The organism is Phenylobacterium sp. (genome assembly GCF_041916435.1).
Classification (GTDB): domain Bacteria; phylum Pseudomonadota; class Alphaproteobacteria; order Caulobacterales; family Caulobacteraceae; genus Phenylobacterium.
The window spans coordinates 835,400-852,048 of the sequence record NZ_JAYRZM010000001.1; the positions used below are offsets into that span (position 1 = coordinate 835,400).

Sequence of the window (16,649 nt, forward strand, 5' to 3'; positions counted from 1 at the left end):
AGCCTCATGATGGCCCGGCTGCGTTTGGTTGACGTTAAGGCGGATGGTTAACGGCTAGGCTGTGGAGGCGCGCCCGCCGGGCTGCTATAGCGCCGGGTCCGGACGGGTGGCCGAGTGGTTTAAGGCAGCGGTCTTGAAGCCTAATGCGGATGGGTGGCCGAGCGGTTTAAGGCACCGGTCTTGAAAACCGGCGAGGCGCAAGCCTCCGTGGGTTCGAATCCCACCCCATCCGCCAGCGCCGATCTTGCCGCCGCGCCCTGGTGGAATCGCAGACCTCGCGGCTGTCAGTCCCCGCGTCCCGGCGGTAGCTGCTCATAAGCCTCGATGAAGCGGTTGAGGTTCTCCAGCCGCTCGGCGATGTCCGCGCGCCAGTAGTCGAGCTTGTCCCAGCCCGCGATGGTGAGCTTGTAGACGCGGATCGCCGGGCCGCTGTCGGCCGTCACCCAGGCCGATTCCACCTCCCCGTCCTTCTCCAGTTGCTTGAGCGTTCGATAGACCGCCGCCGAGTCCGCCTTCAGGGACGGAAGCTTCTCATTCAGGGCGGACTGCAGCGCGCCCCCGTGCATCGGGGTCTCCGCCAGAAACAGCAGGACGAAAGCGGGAAGGTGCCGCGACTGCTGTCGTGTCGACCTGCTGTTTGACATAGTACTGTTTCTCGCAGTATGCTGTTTCAATCATACATCGGCGGGGCGCATCGCGCTCGTGAGTCCAGCCAACATCCGGAAGCCCCATCATGCCCGATCTCATTTCGCGCGCCGACAGCCAGATGGTTTGGGTTCCCCACCCTCGCTTTCCTGGCGTGCGCTTCTCCTGGCTGATGGAAAAGGCGCGCGGCGAGGCGCCGTTCGACTGCGCCCTGGTGCGGATGTCCCCGGCGGCGGAGGTCTTCGAGCACGTCCACGAGACCGAGAGCGACGTGCTCTACGTGCTTTCCGGCGCGGCGGTCATGTCGGTGGCCGGCGTCGGCGACATCCCCCTCCGCCGGGGCGCGTTCCTGCGCATCCCGCCGGGGGTCGCGCACCGCCCGCACAGCTTCACGGACGACTTCACCCTCTTCAACTTCTGGCCGGCGACGCCGGCGTGACCACGGACGGGCCGCCATCGGCGAGCCCGCGCCCATTCAAGCCCATGGAGTGACAGATGATCAGAAAGCCCTACGCCCAGGTTCCCGGCGTCGCGATCGACAAGCCCGGATTTCAGGGGATGACCGCCCGCTTCGCGCTCACCGGCGACGACGGCATGCCGCACTACGCCCTGCGGGTCATGGAGTTCGCCCCGGGCGGCCACACCTCCCTGCATGCTCACGCCGAGGAGCACGAGTTCTTCTTCCTCGAGGGCGAGCCCGCGATCGTCGACGGCGAGGGCAAGGAAACCCGCCTCGCCCCCGGCGACGCCGTCTACACCGCCCCTCACGAGGCCCATCAGATCCGCAACGTCGGGGACACCGTGATGCGCATGGTCTGCACCATCCCGATCCTGGCCGGCGGCGACGGAAAGACCACCACCCAGCAGAGCGGCGGGACCTACTAGGTCCGCCCGCGCCGGCCGGGTTCTCCCGCCGCTCAGGCCGCCCCGGCCAGGGCGACGGCGTCGGGCCCGGCCGGATAGCGCAGGCGGTCGGTGGCGTCGGTCGCCGCGCGCCAGACCGCCTCGGCCACGTCGGCCTCCCTGGTCGTCAGCGCGGGATTGGCGAAGCCCTCGAACACCGGCCCGGCGTAGGCGGCGTAGGCCTCGGGGATGAGATCGGCGACGGGAACGTCGGTGTTCTGCGCGAACCGCGTCGTCGGCGCATAGCCGGGCTCCACCAGCTTGACCCGCACGCCGAAGGCGCCGAGCTCATGCGCCAGCGAACCGCTGAACCCTTCAATCGCCTGCTTGCTGGCCGTGTAGGCGGCGACTAGCGGCATCGGCGCCAGCGTCGCGCTGGAGGTCACGTTCACGATCACGCCCGAGCCGCGCGCGCGCATCTGCGGGATCACCGCCTGGGTCATCGCCATGACGCCGAAGGTGTTGGCGTCGAACACCTTGCGCACCAGCGCCATCGGCGTCGCCTCGAACGCGCCGGCCAGGCCGATCCCGGCGTTGTTGACCAGCACGTCGATCCGCCCCGCCGCCTCCAGGGCCGCGGCGATGCTCTCCGGCGCGGTGACGTCGAGCGCCAGCATGCGCATGCGCTCCGAGGCGGGCAGCAGTCCCTCGCGCGGGCGCCGCATCGTGGCGATCACGCTCCAGCCTTGCGCATGGAACCGCAGCGCGGTCTCCAGCCCGTAGCCGGACGAGCAGCCGGTGATGAGGACGGTGTTCATGTCGATCTCCGCTTTCATGTTGACGCCGCGGAGATAACCGGCACGATCAGGATCATCATCAATCGATAGTCTGGTTTTCGTTGGCGATAGTCCGAAATGACTGATCCGCTGTCCCAGGTGATCGCGCTGCTGCGCCCCCGCGCCGTCTTCGCCAAGACGATCAGCGGCGCCGGTCGCTGGGCTGTGCGCTACGCCGCATTCGGCCAGCCCGGCTTTTGCGCCGTCACCGAGGGCCGCTGCCGCCTCCTCGTCGACGGCGAAGAGCCCGCCGTGCTGGAGGAAGGCGACTTCGTGCTCCTGCCGGCGACGCCGGCCTTCACCATGTGCGGCTTCGAGCCGGCCGCGCCCGTGCGCCTCGATCCCGACCTGCAGCTCGCCGCGGGCCAGGAGGTGCGCCACGGCCGCCCGGACGGGCCCGCCGACGTGCGCCAGTACGGCGGCTATTTCGCCTTTGAATCGCCCGACGCCGCGCTGCTGGTCTCGTTGCTGCCGCGGATGATCCATGTCCGCGGCGTTCCCAGGCTGGTGCAGTTGGTCCGCCTCGTCGGCGAGGAGGCGGCCAGGGACGGGATCGGCCGCGAGCTGATCCTGGAGCGCCTGGTGGAGATCCTGCTGATCGAGGCGCTGCGCTCGGTCCCGGCCGAGGCGGCGCAGCCGGGCCTGCTGCGCGGCCTGGCCGATGCTCGCGTCGCCGCCGCCCTGCGCGGCATGCATGGCCAGGCCGCTCGGCCGTGGACCGTGACCGACCTGGCGCGCGAAGCCGGCATGTCCCGATCCGCCTTCTTCGAGCGCTTCGCCCGCACGGTCGGGGTCAGGCCGATGGAATACCTCCTGGCCTGGCGCATGGCGGTGGCCAAGGACCTGCTGCGCGCCGGCGGAGTGGCGCTCGACGAGGTGGCGCAGCGGGTCGGCTATGGATCGGCGAGCACCTTCAGCACCGCCTTCAGCCGCCATGTCGGGCTGCCGCCCGGCCGCTTCATGCGCACGGCCGCCCTGCGCGAGGCGGCGTAGCGCCCATTGGCCAAGACGGGCGCGCCGCGATGGCGTAACAAGGATGATCGCGCCCGTCCGGCGGGGCCGGCGCGTCCTGACGGGACGGGAGGCCTGCGATGGACAACGAACGCTCGGTCGCCGCGCACTACGCCCACGGGGCGCTGGAGGAGGCGATCCTCGGCGGGCTCCAGGCGGCCGGCAAGGACCTGGCCCATCTGGTCCCCGCCGACCTTTCCCCCGTCGACGAGTTCCACATGGGCGGGCGCCAGGCCACCGAGGACGTGGCCGCCCAGCTCGACCTGAAGCCGGGCATGCGCCTGATCGACATCGGCTGCGGCCTGGGCGGCGCCTCGCGCTACTTCGCCGAGACGCACGGCTGCCAGGTGAGCGGCGTCGACCTCACCGAGGAATATGTCGCCACGGCCCGCGCCCTCGCCGCCCTGGTCGGCCTGCAAGGCAAGGTGAGCTACGAACAGGCCAGCGCCCTCGCCCTGCCCTTCGACGACGCGGCGTTCGACGGCGGCTACATGTTCCACGTCGGCATGAACATCGCCGACAAGCCGGCCCTGTTCGCCGAGATCCGGCGGGTGTTGAAGCCCGGCGCCGTCTTCGCCGTCTACGACGTGATGGCCGAGCCCGGCGAGGGCGAGGTCGCCTACCCCGTCGCCTGGGCCTCCAGCCCGGCGACCAGCTTCCTGGCCGACGCCGCCGGCTATCGCCGGGCGCTGGAGAACGCGGGCTTCGCCGTCGACGCCACGCGCAGCCGCCGCGCGTTCGCCCTGGAGTTCTTCAAGGCCATGCGCGCCCGCATGGCCGCCAACGGCCCGCCGCCGCTCGGCCTGCACATCGTCATGGGCGCCGACGCCGGCGTGAAGTCGGCGAACATGGCCGCCAACCTCGAGCGCGGGGTGATCGCGCCCACCGAAATCTTCGCCCGGGCGGTCTAGCCGGCCGCGCCTGTCCGAGCGGGAACTTGACCGCGGCGGCCCGCAGCCGTCATTGCGCACGCCAGTAAGCCGTAACGACCGCCGCGAGTCCCATGAAAGACGTCTACATCCTCACCCTGTCCTGCGACGACCGGCCCGGCCTGGTGGCCCAGGTCACCGGCCTCCTGTTCGAGCTGGGGGGCAACATCATGGAGGCCCAGCAGTTCAACGACCGCGAGACCGGCCGCTTCTTCATGCGGGTGGTCTTCGACCTCGGCGCCAATCCGGGGATCGTCGGCGAGCTGCGCCTCAGGCTCGGCGTCCTGGCCGGGCCTCTGGGCCTGACCTGGCGGCTGCGTCCGGCCGACGAGCGCCCGAAGGTGCTGATCCTGGTCTCCAAGTTCGACCACTGTCTGGTCGACCTGCTCTATCGCCGGCGCACAGGCGAGCTGCGCATGGACGTGGCCGGCGTCGTCTCCAACCACCCGCGCGAGGCGCTCAGGCACGCGGTCGGCGACGACGCGCCCTACCACCACCTGCCGATCACCCGGGAGACCAAGGCCGAGCAGGAGGCCCAGATCAAGGCGATCGTCGAGGAGAGCGGCGCCGAGCTGATCGTCCTGGCCCGCTACATGCAGATCCTCTCCGACGACTTCTCGCGCTACCTGGCCGGCCGCTGCATCAACATCCACCACAGCTTCCTGCCGGGCTTCAAGGGCGCCAGGCCCTACCACCAGGCCCACGCCCGCGGCGTGAAGATGATCGGCGCCACCGCCCACTACGTGACGCCCGACCTCGACGAGGGTCCGATCATCGTCCAGGACGTCGAGCCGATCAGCCACGCCGACAGCCCCGACGACCTGATCCGCAAGGGCCGCGACATCGAACGGCGCGTGCTGGCCAGGGCCGTGGCCTACCACCTGGAGGACCGCGTCCTCCTGAACGGCGCCAAGACCGTGGTCTTCACCGACTGACGGCCCCGAGGCGGCTGCGTCCCAAGACACCCTCGGCGCGACGCGCAAGCTGGTGTAAGGAAGCGCCCTTCCCGGCCGGAGGTGAATTCGATTCATGGATTTGGCGGTGCTTCGCGCCCACGCGCATCAGGTTCTGAACGACGCGACCATTCCGGAGCTGCCCGGCGCCTATCACGGCAAGGTGCGTGACAACTACGACCTGCCCGACGGGCGGCGCATCATCATCGCCACCGACCGGATCAGCGCCTTCGACCGCATCCTGGCGGCGATCCCCTTCAAGGGACAGGTGCTGACGCAGACGGCGCGGTTCTGGTTCGAGGCGACCGCCGACATCTGCCCGAACCACGTGCTGGACTATCCCGACCCCAACGTGGTGGTCGGCCGCCGCCTGGACATCCTGCCGGTGGAAATCGTCGTCCGCGACTATCTGGCGGGCACGACCGGCACCTCGATCCTGACGCTCTACAAGACCGGCGCGCGCCAGATGTACGGCGTCACCCTGCCGGACGGCCTGAAGCCCAACCAGCGCCTGCCCGAGCCGATCATCACCCCCACCACCAAGGCCTTCGACGGCGGCCACGACGAGCCGCTGTCGCCCGAGGAGATCCTGGACAAGGGCCTGCTCACGGCCGAGCAGTGGGAGACCTTGAGCCGCTACGCCTTCGCCCTCTTCGCGCGCGGCCAGGCGATGGCCGCCGAGCGCGGGCTGATCCTGGTGGACACCAAGTACGAGTTCGGCCTGGACCCGGAGGGCCGCATCGTGCTGGCCGACGAGATTCACACGCCGGACTCCAGCCGCTACTGGTTCGCCGAGGGCTATGAGGCGGCGTTCGAGGCCGGCGGCCGGCCGCCGAGCTTCGACAAGGATTTCGTGCGCAGTTGGGTCGCCGACCGCTGCGATCCCTACAAGGACCCGATCCCGGAGATTCCGGCCGAGCTGATCCTGGAGACCGCCGCGGTCTATGTGCGCGCGTTCGAGATGATCACCGCAAAGGCGTTCGAGCCGCCGGCGCCGGACGAGCCGATCCTTCAGCGCATCCGGCGCAACCTGGCGGCCTATTTCTGAACTGAGCCTACGAACTGGGCCTACGAACTGGGCCTACTTCTTCACCCAGGCGCCCTCGGGGGTCTTGTAGTACTCGCCAGGCGCGAGCTTGGCCTGCACCACGGTCTTGAAGGCCGAGATGCCCGCGGCTTCGGGGGTCACGTTGTTGCGCGCGGCCGCCTCGCGGTAAAGCTGGGCGCGGCCGGCGTTGATCTCGGCGACCGCGGCCTTGAGCGCGGCGTCCGACGCCGGCTTCACGAAGCCCAGATAGCCGTCGTATTGCTCGCCCACGTCGCCACGGCTCTTGGCCGCGTCGACCAGCGCCTTGGACTGCGCCGGGTCGGCCAGGGCCGCGCCCGTCAGCATCAGCGCGCCGACGGCGCCGGCGAGGATGGCGGTGAAGGTCTTGCCAGTCATCAGCAGGTCCTCAGAACAGATTGGGGTTCTGCTGGATCAGCGCCTTGACGTCCTCGTCGAGGCGCACGCGGACGTCCGCATCCAGCTTGGCGTAAATGGTGATCGGCTGCACGTCGAGCTTGACCGTGTAGGCGCATCCCGCAAGCGCGGTTCCCGCACCTGCGACAGCCAGGCTCAGGGCCAGCGATCTCCGCGTCAAATTCATCTGCCTCGCCCTTTCCCTGGGGTGGTTGCGCTGGTTCTCGCAGGTCACGGCTGAACGGAGCCTGAACCGGCTCGCTGAGTCTGCGCGAAGTCCTGCAGCAGTTGATCGAGGTTCAGCGTGGTGTCGAGCGTCAAATTCACCTTGGTGTGCGACGGCAATGGCAGGCGCCGATTGAGGAAGTCCTTCTTCAGGAGATCCCCCACCCGGATCTTCAGGTCCTGCTCCTTGGGCGGCTCATAGGCGCCCTGGATCTTGAACAATACGCCCAGGCGCCCGTTCGGCAGGCTGTTCACCTCGGCGGCCAGATCGTCGAAGGCCAGGTACTCCAGCGCCTGGAAGGCGAACTCGGTCACCGTGTTGGTCTCCTGCGGCGCGGCCGGCGCGGGCAGTCCGTCGGCCACCGCCGCCTGCCCGCCCTTCGCCGCCACGTCCACCAGGGCCTCGCGGTGGATCGACAGCCGTCCGGGCTGGTCGGCGTCGAGCTTGCCTTCGATGAACCGCACGCCGTCCTTGGAGATCACGAACGGCAGCCGCCCGCTGACCTTGGCGTCGATGGAGACCCGGTCGGCGAAGGGCGACTTGGCGACGATCCCGGCCAGTTGCACGCCCTCGATCTTCGCCGCGCCCTCGAACGGCTTGCCGTCCAGCGGCGCGGTGGCGGGCTCCAGCTCCACGCGTCCGCCGCCCACGTCGACCGAACCGGCCGCGATCTTGAGCTCGGTGTCCACCAGTTGGAAATCCAGCGAGGCGTTGGTCAGGGCCGCCATGCTGTCGATGCGGTCGACGTGCAGGTGCTGGCCCGGCGCGGTGACCAGGGGAATGAGGCTGTCGAAGCGGACCGTTCCGGAAAGGCCGGCGACGGGGCCGGCCACGCTCTTGAAGTCGAGCCCCGGCACGGTGAGCACGCCCTGGCTCGTCGTCGTTTCGCCCGCCCAATGCAGCCCGCCCTCGAAGCGCGCCTTGCCGGTCGTCGGCGAGGCGATCATCGAGGCCGCCAGCGGCGACAGCGCGCCCGGCTGCAGGCCGCCCTCGGCGAAGGTCAGCTCGCCGGTGTCGAAGGTGACGCCGCCCGAGCCGTCGACCAGGCTGGTGTCCAGCTCGGCCTTGCCGAGCGCGCGCCCGGCCCCGTCGGACACCTGGAATGCGCCGCTCACCGCCTTGGTCGTCATCGTGGCCTCGCCCGCGGCGCGCACCGGATGGAAGCGGGTCTCCTTGGCCGTGTCGATGAGGCGCGCGGCGGCCAGGTGCAGGCTGGCGCCCAGCGTCTCCCCGCGCCCCTTGGCGTCGAAATCGGCGCTCACGTCCTCGGCGCGGGCCTCAAGGAACGGCGCTAAGCCCTTGCCTTCGCTCAGCCTGCCCCGCGCGCGCCAGGCGCCGGCCTTGCTGATCGTCAGCAGCGGCGCGTCCGCCGGACAGAGGCTCGCGTCCAGGCGCTCGACGTCGTTGTCGCCCATCTCCAGCTTGGCGATGCTCACCGGCCGGCAGTCCTCGGCGGCGTAGGTCGTCTCGCCGTTCTTCAGCGTCAGGGCGCCGGCGGTCTCGATGGTCGCATCCTGCGCCGGGCCGAACGAGCCCGCCGCCTTGGCCGACAGGTTGGCGACCAGGCCGTCGGAGGTGAGCCTGTAGCGCTCGACGGCCAGGTCGACGTCCGGCGCGCCGCCCCCGCGCACCTGGGCGTTGAAGGCGCCACGGTCAGCGTTGAACAGCGGACTGCGCGGCCGCGACGACAGGGTCGCCGTCAATCCGGACCGGGCGTTCACGCGCACCGGCGCGGGCACGCTCAGCTGCAGCATCCTCGGGCTCGCCGAGACCGCCAGGGCCGGGGCGGACAGGTCGAAGTCGGCCGCCGCCCGCTTGACCGCGGCCACCGCCGGCTCGTCCCCGCGCGCGGGCGCGCCGAGCCCGCTCCACGAGCCGCGCGTCGCGCCCGAAAGCGTCCCCTGCGCCAGCCAGTCGGCCTTGGCCACCCGCACCTGGCCGGCGAAGCCCATCTTCAGGCCCGAAGCCTTGGCGTCGGCGCCTTCGAGCTGGGCGGCGCTCAGGCTGGCCTGCAGCGGTCCGGCCAGCGCGACGGTCGCGAAGGGACCGCTCGCGCGGCCGTCGAAATTGGCGGTGACCGCCACGTCGCGGGCCGAGGCCTCGGCGTCGCGCGCCTGGCCGATCTGCGCCTCGGTCGTCAGCGAGACCGGGCCGTCGGCGCGGCCGGCCTGAAGATCCGGATAGGGCAGCCGTCCGGTCACGCTCACCGTGGCGTCGTCCGCCTGATAGGGCCCCGAGGCCAGGCTCTTGGCCTTCAGCGAGACGGCCGCGTCCACCGACGCGCCGCGGCTGACCATGGACAGGCTGCCGCCCTCCACCTCGGCCTTGAAGTCGTCGCCGCCCAGCACCGCCGGCCCGAGCCGCGCCTCCAGCCGCTCCAGCTTGTCGTCGGCGATCCGCGCGTCGCCCTGCAGCGCGACCGCGCCATAGGGCGTGGAAAGCCGCGCCTTGGCGTCCTCGATCAGGATCAGCGGCTTCACCGCCTGCGGCTCCGGCGGCAGCTTGCGCAGTTCCTCGATCACCGGATCGAGCGACCCCAGGCTCAGGGTTCCGTCGCGCCAAGCCGCGCGCAGCACCGGCCGCACCAGCCGCACCCGGCTCACGTCGGCGCCCAGCGGGCGGCCGGACCAGAAGCCGCGCAGCCGGTAGTCCGCCTCGACGCGCTCGATGCTCAGTTCCGGGTCGTCCGGCGAGCCGACGCGCACGCGCGCGACGGCCCCGTCCAGATCAAGCTTCTCGAAGGTCACCTCGGAGCGCACGCCCCGCGCCTCGAGCCAGCTGATCAGCACCTCCTTGGCCACCAGCCGCCGGGCCAGGTAGAGCGCCAGCACGGCGACCACCAGCAACGTCAGGATCGCCGCGGCGAGGCGCAGAGCGCCAAAACGCCGGGCGCGCCGCGCGCGCGGTGAAGAAGTCGGTACGTCGCTCAAGATACGCCTGCTGGACTGAGGCGACGAGCTTAACGCATGAGCCGAGCCAAGAGGCCAGCACCAAAGCTCAGGCGGCGCCCGCGGCGCGCTCCGGATCGGCGTCCTTCGCCGCCACCGCCGCGATCGCCGAGATCAGGCTCGCCGCCCGGATCGGCTTGGACAGATGCAGGTCCGCCCCCGCTTCCAGGCTCGCGCGAACATGTTCGTCCAACGCATTGGCGGTCAACATGATCACCGGCGTGCGCGGCAGGCCCTTGGCCCGCTCCATCCGCCGAAGCTCGGTGGTGGCCGACAGGCCGTCCAGCTCGGGCATCTGCATGTCCATCAGCACCACGTCGAAGCGCCCGGCGGCGAGCCGCTCCAGCGCCTGGACGCCGTTTTCGACGATCTCCGGCTCCACGCCCATCGACTGCAGGATCAGTTGCACCACCTTCTGGTTGGTGGGGTGGTCCTCGGCCAGCAACACGCGAAGGCCGGTGATGTCGCCGGGCGCCGGCGCGTCGGCCCGCTGCGGCGCCGCGCCCTCGCCGCCCCGCTCGAGCGGCAGGGTGACGACGAACGTCGAGCCGCGCCCGGGCTTCGAGGCCACCTCGATCCGTCCGCCCATCAGCTCGATCAGCGAACGGCTGATGGCCAGCCCCAGGCCGGTGCCGCCGAACCGGCGCCTGATCGAGGCGTCGGCCTGCTCGAACCTGCGGAACAGACGGGCCTTGACCTCGTCGTCGAAGCCGATGCCCGTGTCGGTGACGGTGAACCGCGTCTCCTCGCCGCTGCGGGTCACCGCCAGGCGCACCGCGCCGGTTTCGGTGAACTTCACCGCGTTGCTCAAGAGGTTCGACAGCACCTGGGTCAGGCGCACCGCGTCGCCGATGAAGGCGCCGCTGGCCTCGGGCGCCACGCTCCACTCCAGCGCCAGCCCCTTGGCCTCGGCCGCGGCCCGGTGCAGCTCGGCGATGCGGCTCACCAGGCGCTCCATCGAGAACTCGTCGCGGCTGAAGGTGATCTCCCCCGCCTCGATCTTCGAGAAGTCCAGGACGTCGGTCAGCACCCGCTCCAGGAGGCGGCCGGACGAGACGATCAGCTCGGCCAGCTCGCGCCCGCGCTGCGTCGTCTGCTCGCGCGCCAGGGTCTCGGAAATGGCGATCACGCCATTAAGCGGCGTGCGAAGTTCGTGACTCATATTCGCGAGAAAACGGGACTTTTCCGCGTTGGCGCGTTCCAGTTCGGCGGTCCGCTCGTGCACCCGGTCCTCCAGCGAGGCCAGCACGTCCTCCACCTTCTCGCGCTCGGCGCGCAGGGCCGTGGCCAGCACGCCGATCTCGTCGTTGCGCCGCTCGACGTCGCTCACGTCGACGCGCTCGGCCTGCCCGGCGTCCTCGGCCTCGCAGGAGGCGGCCAGCCGGCTGATCGGCCGCACGATCGCCCCGCGCGCCAGCCCCGTCGCCAGCACGGCCTGGACCAGCGAGGCCAGGGCGCCCAGCAGCAGCACCCACGAGGCCGACCAGGCCGCCGAGGCGGCGACGGCGGCCTTGGGATAGCTCAGCAGCAGATACCAGTTGGGCCCCGAAAGCCGGCCGTAGGCGACGATGTTCTTGCCGTCGCCGCCGTCGATCACGCCGTAGGGCGCGTCCTGCTTGCGGATCCGGGCGATCACCTCCGCCAGGCCGAGCCGCTTCTCGACGCCGGCGATCACCTCGTCGGACACGCGCCCCGAGCCGGCCTTGCCCGGCACGATCAGCCCCGGATAGGCGATCAGCTTGCCGGCGTCGGTGACGATCATGCTGGAAGCCCCTGGCAGCGTGTTCTCCACCGCCTCCAGGAAAAAGCCGGTCAGCTCGATCGACGAGCCGAACGCGCCGATGTAGCGGCCATGCACATAGGCGGGCGTCACGCAGCCGGTGCCGACGCGCACGCCCTCCTTGTCCTGCACCAGGCGCTGCAGGTTGGTGCAGCGGGTGAGCCGGCGCGGGTTGTTCTCCGGCAAGGCGATCTGCGCCATCTCCTCGTGGCTGACGTCGAGGTCCGGCGGCGCGTCATGGCGATAGAACATCAGCCGGTCGGGCCGGTCCGGGCCGTACATCACCAGCCGCGTGGCCGGCGTGAAGAAGTAGAAGTTGTCGTAGTCGTGCCGGGCGGCCTGGCCGAAGCTGGCCACCAGCGGAAAGGCCGCCACCAGCGCCTTCAGTTCCTCCGGCGGGGTGGAGTCGGCGTGGGCGAGGTAGGCGCCCATGCCGGACACGTAGCCGCCGGCTGCGTCCTTGGCGCCGTCGAAGTATTCCGGCCGGCTGCGGCGCGTGCCGTCCGGCTGTCTTGGGAAATAGGCGTCGGCGAGCCGGCGGGCCTCGTCGTCCGACAAAAGGTCCACGCGCCGCTCCAGCTCCTGCGCGGCCGAGCGCTGCAGCGACGCCAGGTTCGAAAAGCGGCGGTCGATGTTGTTGCTGCGCTCGCGCACGTAGTCGGCCAGATAGGCGATCTGCCGGTTCGACAGCTCGCGCTGGAACACGACGAACGCGCCCACCGTGGCCAGCACCGTCACGGCCAGGGACATCAGCCCAACGCTGATCAGGAACCGTCTTGAGAGTGAATTCATTCCGTGGAGTCGCCCCAAGTCGTTGGTGACGTTACGGAACCATTCTTGCAGACCTGTTTACGCGGCCCTCGCGGCCCGCCCCTGCGACGATTGTGCTCAGGTGCGCCCTCCGCCCATACTGGCGCGACAGCCAGTCGCCGGAGCCGAACATGTCCCCAGCCTACGCCGCCCTGGACGCCCTGATGCAGATCGCCGGGCGCGAGCGTCCGCAATGGGCGGTGATCGAGGGCGGCGCCAACGCGATGAAGACGCGCTTCTACGCCGAGGAGGCCGCCGCGGCGGCCCTGGCGGCGATCGGCGTCGCGGCGGCCGACCTCTGGACCCTGCGGACCGGCGAGACCCAGGAGGTGCGCGTCTCCACCCGCGAGGCCGCCGCCGCCCTGGTGAGCTTCGCCCTGCAGACCTTCGGCGATCCCGCCCTGGCGCCGCCGGCCCGCCCGGACGACGCCGGCGCCGGCTCCGCGCGCGGCACCCCGGCCATGGGCTTCTTCCCCACCAGCGACGGCCGCTGGGTCTTCCTGCATCCGAGCTTTCCCGATAGCGCCGCCCGGCTGCACGCCATGCTGGGCGCGCCGGCCGACCGCGACGCGGTGGCGGCCGAGGCCATGCGCTGGACCGCCCAGGACCTGGAGAACGCCATCGCCGACGCCGGCTTGTGCGGGGCCATGGCGCGCAGCCCCGAGGAATGGGACGACAGCGAACAGGGCCGCATCCTGGCGGCCACGCCGGTCGTCGAGGTCGTCCGCTTCGCCGACAGCCCGCCCGAGGCGCTCTCGCCCGCCCCCGACGCGCCCCTCTCGGGCTTTCGCGTGCTGGACCTGACCCGCGTGCTGGCGGGCCCGACCTGCGCGCGCACCCTGGCCCAGCATGGCGCGGAGGTGCTCTACGTCTCCTCGCCGAACCTGCCGACGACGGAATGGTTCGTCTCCGACACCAATCCGGGCAAGCGGGCCTGCTATCTGGACCTCGCCGCGCCCGGCGACGCCGACCGCCTGCGCGAGCTCGTCCGCGGCTGCGACGTGTTCAGCCAGGGCTACCGCGCCGGAGCGCTGGCGCGCATGGGCTTCGGCCCGCTGGAGCTGGCGCGGCTGCGCCCGGGGGTGATCTGCACCTCGGTCAACGCCTATGGCCACGAGGGCCTCTGGGCCGGACGCCCCGGCTGGGAGCAGCTCGCCCAGACCGTCACCGGCATGGCCGTCGAGCATGGCCAGGATCTGTTCGACAGCGCCCGCGGCCCGGTGCTGCAGCCGGGCGCCGTGACCGACTACACCACGGGCTTCCTGGCGGCCCTGGGCTCGATGATCGCGCTTCGGCGGCGTGCGCTCTATGGCGGCAGCTATCTCGTGCGGGTGTCCCTGTCGCGCACCGCCATGTGGGTGCGTTCGCTCGGCCGCGGGCCGGCCTCGCGCCTCCAGACGGCCGAGGCGCACGCGCCCGCCGAGCTCGCGTCCTGGATGATCGACATGCCGCAGGGCGGCTTCGGGCCGATCCGCCGCCTGCGCCCGACCGTGCGGATGTCGAAAACCCCGGCCGAATGGCGCCTGCCCGTCTCGCGGCTGGGCGCGCACCCGGCCGAATGGGAGCGCGAGCGCGCCGCCGCGTCGGCCGCATCGCCAAACTGAGCAAAACCGCCTAGTGGGGCGCCATGGACGACGATGAGATCCTGGTGGACGCCCGCGGCCACCGCTGCCCCGTGCCCACCCTTCGCCTGCGGCGCGCCCTGGAGCAGGCCGGCCCCGGCGCGCGCCTGCGCCTGCTGGCGGACGATCCCCTGGCGCGGATCGACGTGCCGCACTTCCTGAGCGGCGTCGGCGCCGAGCTCCTGGAGACGGCGGACGCGGACGGCGTCCTCAGCTTCCTGATCGCGAAACCAGCCTAGGCTTGGCCTCGTCGGCCGCCTGGGCGTCCTCCGGGACCGGCGGCGTCACGTGGAAGGTGTCCAGCGCGATCTCGATCTCGGTAGCCAGGGCGCCGCCGAAGAACACGGCGTTCACGTTCCACGACAGCCAGATCAGGAACACCACGACCGCCGCCACCGAGCCGTAGGTCGCGCCCAGGTGGGCCACCTGCTCCACGTAGAAGGCGCTCGCCCACGAGGCCCCCAGGCACAAGAGCGTCGCGCAGGCCCCGCCCGCGATCGCCGCGCGCCAGGCCACCGGCGAGCTCGACATGGCGAAGCGGTAGATCAGGCTCATGGCCAGGGTCAGGCTCGCGCTGGTCCAGGTCCATTCGCTGTAGAGCCAAGAAACCCCGGCGAGCGGGCGAAGGTCGAAGGTGGCCGAGATCAGCCGCAGCCCCAGGAACAGGGCCGAGACCAGCGCCATCAGGGCGAAGGCGGCGATCAGCACGCCGAGCGCCAGCAGATTGAAGCCCACGAAGCCGCGCGGCCGATCCTCCTCGTGGATGAACGACAGGCCCGCGAGCAGCGCCTTGAAGCCGCGGTGCGCGGCGTAGCCGCCGATCACCAGCGCCAGGCCGCTCTGCGTCGACACCGCCTGGCTCGGCGCGTGCGTCAGCCGGGTGAGTTCGGCCTCGAACAGCGCCCTGGCCCCCGCGGGCATCAGCCGGGTGACCACCTCGGCCTCGGCCGCCGCCCGCGAGGGGTCGGCCAGCAGGCTGTAGAGCCCGATCAGGATCGCCAGTCCCGGGAACACCGCCAGCATGACGAAGAACGAAACGCCGCCGACGTAGAGCATCACGTCGCGGCCCCACAGGCGCACCAGCGCCTTGCCGAAAATCTGCAGGGCCCGTCTCAGCCAGTGGATCGGATCCCATTCGATCCGGCGCGCTCGCTCAAGAATCCTCGGGATCGCCATGGCCGGACCGTGGGCAACTCGGGCCTGCAACGCAAGCCGAGACTCCAAAATGGACACGGCGCGCCGCCCGCGAGAGAGGCGACGCGCCGCCGATGGGCGTGTCTGTCCACCGGGCCGGGCGTCGCTTCGAGGGACGAGAGATCGCGACGACCAACCTGGGTCGAATTTGAGACTCCCCGCCTGAACCCTGCCTGAACGCGGCTGACAGGCGTTGGAGGGGCTAGGCGCCCACCGGCTCGCCGATCGCGCCGGCCGCTTGCAGCGCTTCGATGTCGGCCGCCGAGAAGCCCCAGTCGCCCAGCGCCTCGCGGTCGTGCGCGCCGATCGCCGGCGGCGGGCCCTGGATCGCTCCGGGCGTCGCCGAGAACCGGGGCGCCGGCGCCGGCTGGGTCACGCCGCCGATCTCCACGAACGTCTGGCGCGCCACGTTGTGCGGATGCTTCGGCGCCTCGTCCAGGTCGAGCACGGGCGCGAAGCACACGTCGGTGCCGCCCATGATCTCGGTCCACTCGGCCTGGGTCTTGGTGGCGATCGCCGCGGCGAGCTTGGTCCGCAGGTCGTCCCAGCCCTCGCGCTTCATCTGCGCCGCGAACTCAGGATCCTTGACCCCTGTTTTTTCGAGCAAAAGCGCGTAGAACTGCGGCTCGATCGAGCCGATCGACACCCACTTGCCGTCCTTGCACTGGTAGGTGTCGTAGAAGTGCGCGCCGCCGTCGAGCAGGTTGGCCCGGCGCTCTTCCTTCCAGGCGCCGCCGGCCTTGAAGCCGTAGAACATCGACATCAGCGAGGCCGCGCCGTCGCTCATCGCGCAGTCGATCACCTGGCCCCGTCCCGTCTCCCGCGCGTGGATCACGCCGGCCAGCAGGCCGAAGGCGAGGTAGAGCGCGCCGCCGCCGAAATCGCCCACCAGGTTGAGCGGCGGCACCGGCTTGTCCTTGGTGCCGATGGCGTTCAGCGCGCCGGTGATGGCGATGTAGTTCATGTCGTGGCCGGCGGCCTGGGCGTAGGGGCCGAACTGTCCCCAGCCCGTCATCCGGCCGTAGACCAGCTTCGGATTGCGCTTCAGCGCGACGTCGGGCCCCAGGCCCAGGCGCTCCATCACCCCCGGCCGGAAGCCTTCGAACACCGCGTCGGCCGTCTCCATCAGCTTCAGGCAGGTCTCGGTCGCCGCCGGGTTCTTCAGGTCCAGGCCCACCGAGCGGCGGCCGCGGCTGGTGATGTCGCTCGGCGAGGCGCGCCCGGCGCCCTTGCGGTCGATCCGCACCACGTCGGCGCCCAGATCGGACAGCAGCATGCCGCAGAACGGCCCGGGGCCGATGCCGGCGAATTCGACCACCTTCAGTCCGGTCAGCGGTCCCTGGCGCATGGCTTCCTCCCTTTGTTCGCGGCCATCTAAGCGGACTGACGC

Annotated in this window: 16 protein-coding genes and 1 tRNA gene; 9 read left to right on the forward strand and 8 right to left on the reverse strand. The window is 70.9% G+C overall.

Annotation, left to right across the window (positions count from 1 at the left end):
• The first annotated feature begins 147 nt into the window (after window positions 1-147).
• Window positions 148-235, forward strand: a tRNA-Ser gene (locus tag ACE3TA_RS04090).
• A 49-nt stretch (window positions 236-284) separates the two neighbouring features.
• On the opposite strand, the gene ACE3TA_RS04095 is transcribed toward ACE3TA_RS04090, so the two are convergent.
• Window positions 285-644, reverse strand: a complete 360-nt coding sequence (locus ACE3TA_RS04095) for a PadR family transcriptional regulator (RefSeq protein WP_374570704.1) — start codon at window positions 642-644, stop codon at window positions 285-287.
• An 89-nt stretch (window positions 645-733) separates the two neighbouring features.
• On the opposite strand from ACE3TA_RS04095, the gene ACE3TA_RS04100 reads away from it, so the two are divergent.
• Window positions 734-1,084, forward strand: a complete 351-nt coding sequence (locus ACE3TA_RS04100; protein ID WP_374570706.1) for a cupin domain-containing protein — start codon at window positions 734-736, stop codon at window positions 1,082-1,084.
• Window positions 1,085-1,140: 56 nt separating this feature from the next.
• Window positions 1,141-1,530, forward strand: a complete 390-nt coding sequence (locus ACE3TA_RS04105; protein WP_374570708.1) for a cupin domain-containing protein — start codon at window positions 1,141-1,143, stop codon at window positions 1,528-1,530.
• A 32-nt stretch (window positions 1,531-1,562) separates the two neighbouring features.
• On the opposite strand, the gene ACE3TA_RS04110 is transcribed toward ACE3TA_RS04105, so the two are convergent.
• Complete coding sequence (locus ACE3TA_RS04110) at window positions 1,563-2,306, reverse strand: SDR family oxidoreductase (protein WP_374570710.1); 744 nt, start codon at window positions 2,304-2,306, stop codon at window positions 1,563-1,565.
• 96 nt (window positions 2,307-2,402) lie between these two features.
• On the opposite strand from ACE3TA_RS04110, the gene ACE3TA_RS04115 reads away from it, so the two are divergent.
• The 4 genes from ACE3TA_RS04115 (at window position 2,403) to ACE3TA_RS04130 (ending at window position 6,265) form a co-directional block, all read left to right on the forward strand.
• Window positions 2,403-3,317 (forward strand): AraC family transcriptional regulator, encoded by a 915-nt coding sequence (locus ACE3TA_RS04115; RefSeq protein ID WP_374570712.1) that lies wholly within the window; start codon window positions 2,403-2,405, stop codon window positions 3,315-3,317.
• Window positions 3,318-3,415: 98 nt separating this feature from the next.
• Window positions 3,416-4,246, forward strand: a complete 831-nt coding sequence (locus ACE3TA_RS04120) for a cyclopropane-fatty-acyl-phospholipid synthase family protein (protein WP_374570714.1) — start codon at window positions 3,416-3,418, stop codon at window positions 4,244-4,246.
• Window positions 4,247-4,338: 92 nt separating this feature from the next.
• Complete coding sequence (purU, locus tag ACE3TA_RS04125; RefSeq protein ID WP_374570716.1) at window positions 4,339-5,199, forward strand: formyltetrahydrofolate deformylase; 861 nt, start codon at window positions 4,339-4,341, stop codon at window positions 5,197-5,199.
• 106 nt (window positions 5,200-5,305) lie between these two features.
• On the forward strand, window positions 5,306-6,265 hold the full coding sequence (locus ACE3TA_RS04130; RefSeq protein WP_374570718.1) for a phosphoribosylaminoimidazolesuccinocarboxamide synthase: 960 nt from the start codon (window positions 5,306-5,308) through the stop codon (window positions 6,263-6,265).
• Between the two features lie 33 nt (window positions 6,266-6,298).
• Here ACE3TA_RS04130 and ACE3TA_RS04135 read toward each other — a convergent pair whose 3' ends face one another.
• The 4 genes from ACE3TA_RS04135 to ACE3TA_RS04150 all read right to left on the reverse strand — a co-directional run bounded on the left by ACE3TA_RS04135 (window position 6,299) and on the right by ACE3TA_RS04150 (window position 12,383).
• Window positions 6,299-6,661 carry a YdbL family protein gene (locus ACE3TA_RS04135; RefSeq protein WP_374570720.1) on the reverse strand — a complete coding sequence of 121 codons (363 nt, stop codon included), beginning with the start codon at window positions 6,659-6,661 and terminating at the stop codon, window positions 6,299-6,301.
• A gap of 10 nt (window positions 6,662-6,671) precedes the next feature.
• On the reverse strand, window positions 6,672-6,866 hold the full coding sequence (locus tag ACE3TA_RS04140; RefSeq protein ID WP_374570722.1) for a YnbE family lipoprotein: 195 nt from the start codon (window positions 6,864-6,866) through the stop codon (window positions 6,672-6,674).
• 44 nt (window positions 6,867-6,910) lie between these two features.
• A complete protein-coding gene (locus tag ACE3TA_RS04145; RefSeq protein WP_374570724.1) occupies window positions 6,911-9,835 on the reverse strand; it encodes a YdbH domain-containing protein in 2,925 nt (974 codons plus the stop codon).
• Window positions 9,836-9,902: 67 nt separating this feature from the next.
• Window positions 9,903-12,383, reverse strand: a complete 2,481-nt coding sequence (locus ACE3TA_RS04150) for an ATP-binding protein (RefSeq protein WP_374570726.1) — start codon at window positions 12,381-12,383, stop codon at window positions 9,903-9,905.
• Between the two features lie 191 nt (window positions 12,384-12,574).
• Between ACE3TA_RS04150 and ACE3TA_RS04155 the strand changes: the two genes are divergently transcribed.
• Window positions 12,575-14,047, forward strand: a complete 1,473-nt coding sequence (locus ACE3TA_RS04155) for a CoA transferase (RefSeq protein ID WP_374570728.1) — start codon at window positions 12,575-12,577, stop codon at window positions 14,045-14,047.
• Between the two features lie 23 nt (window positions 14,048-14,070).
• Window positions 14,071-14,304, forward strand: coding sequence for a sulfurtransferase TusA family protein (locus tag ACE3TA_RS04160; protein WP_374570730.1), 234 nt, complete (start codon window positions 14,071-14,073; stop codon window positions 14,302-14,304).
• Here the strand turns inward: ACE3TA_RS04160 and ACE3TA_RS04165 are convergent.
• Window positions 14,276-15,241, reverse strand: coding sequence for a YihY/virulence factor BrkB family protein (locus tag ACE3TA_RS04165; protein WP_374571117.1), 966 nt, complete (start codon window positions 15,239-15,241; stop codon window positions 14,276-14,278). The two genes, ACE3TA_RS04160 and ACE3TA_RS04165, sit on opposite strands and share 29 nt — an antisense overlap.
• A gap of 220 nt (window positions 15,242-15,461) precedes the next feature.
• Window positions 15,462-16,607, reverse strand: coding sequence for a CaiB/BaiF CoA transferase family protein (locus ACE3TA_RS04170; protein WP_374570732.1), 1,146 nt, complete (start codon window positions 16,605-16,607; stop codon window positions 15,462-15,464).
• Between the last annotated feature and the right edge of the window lie 42 nt (window positions 16,608-16,649).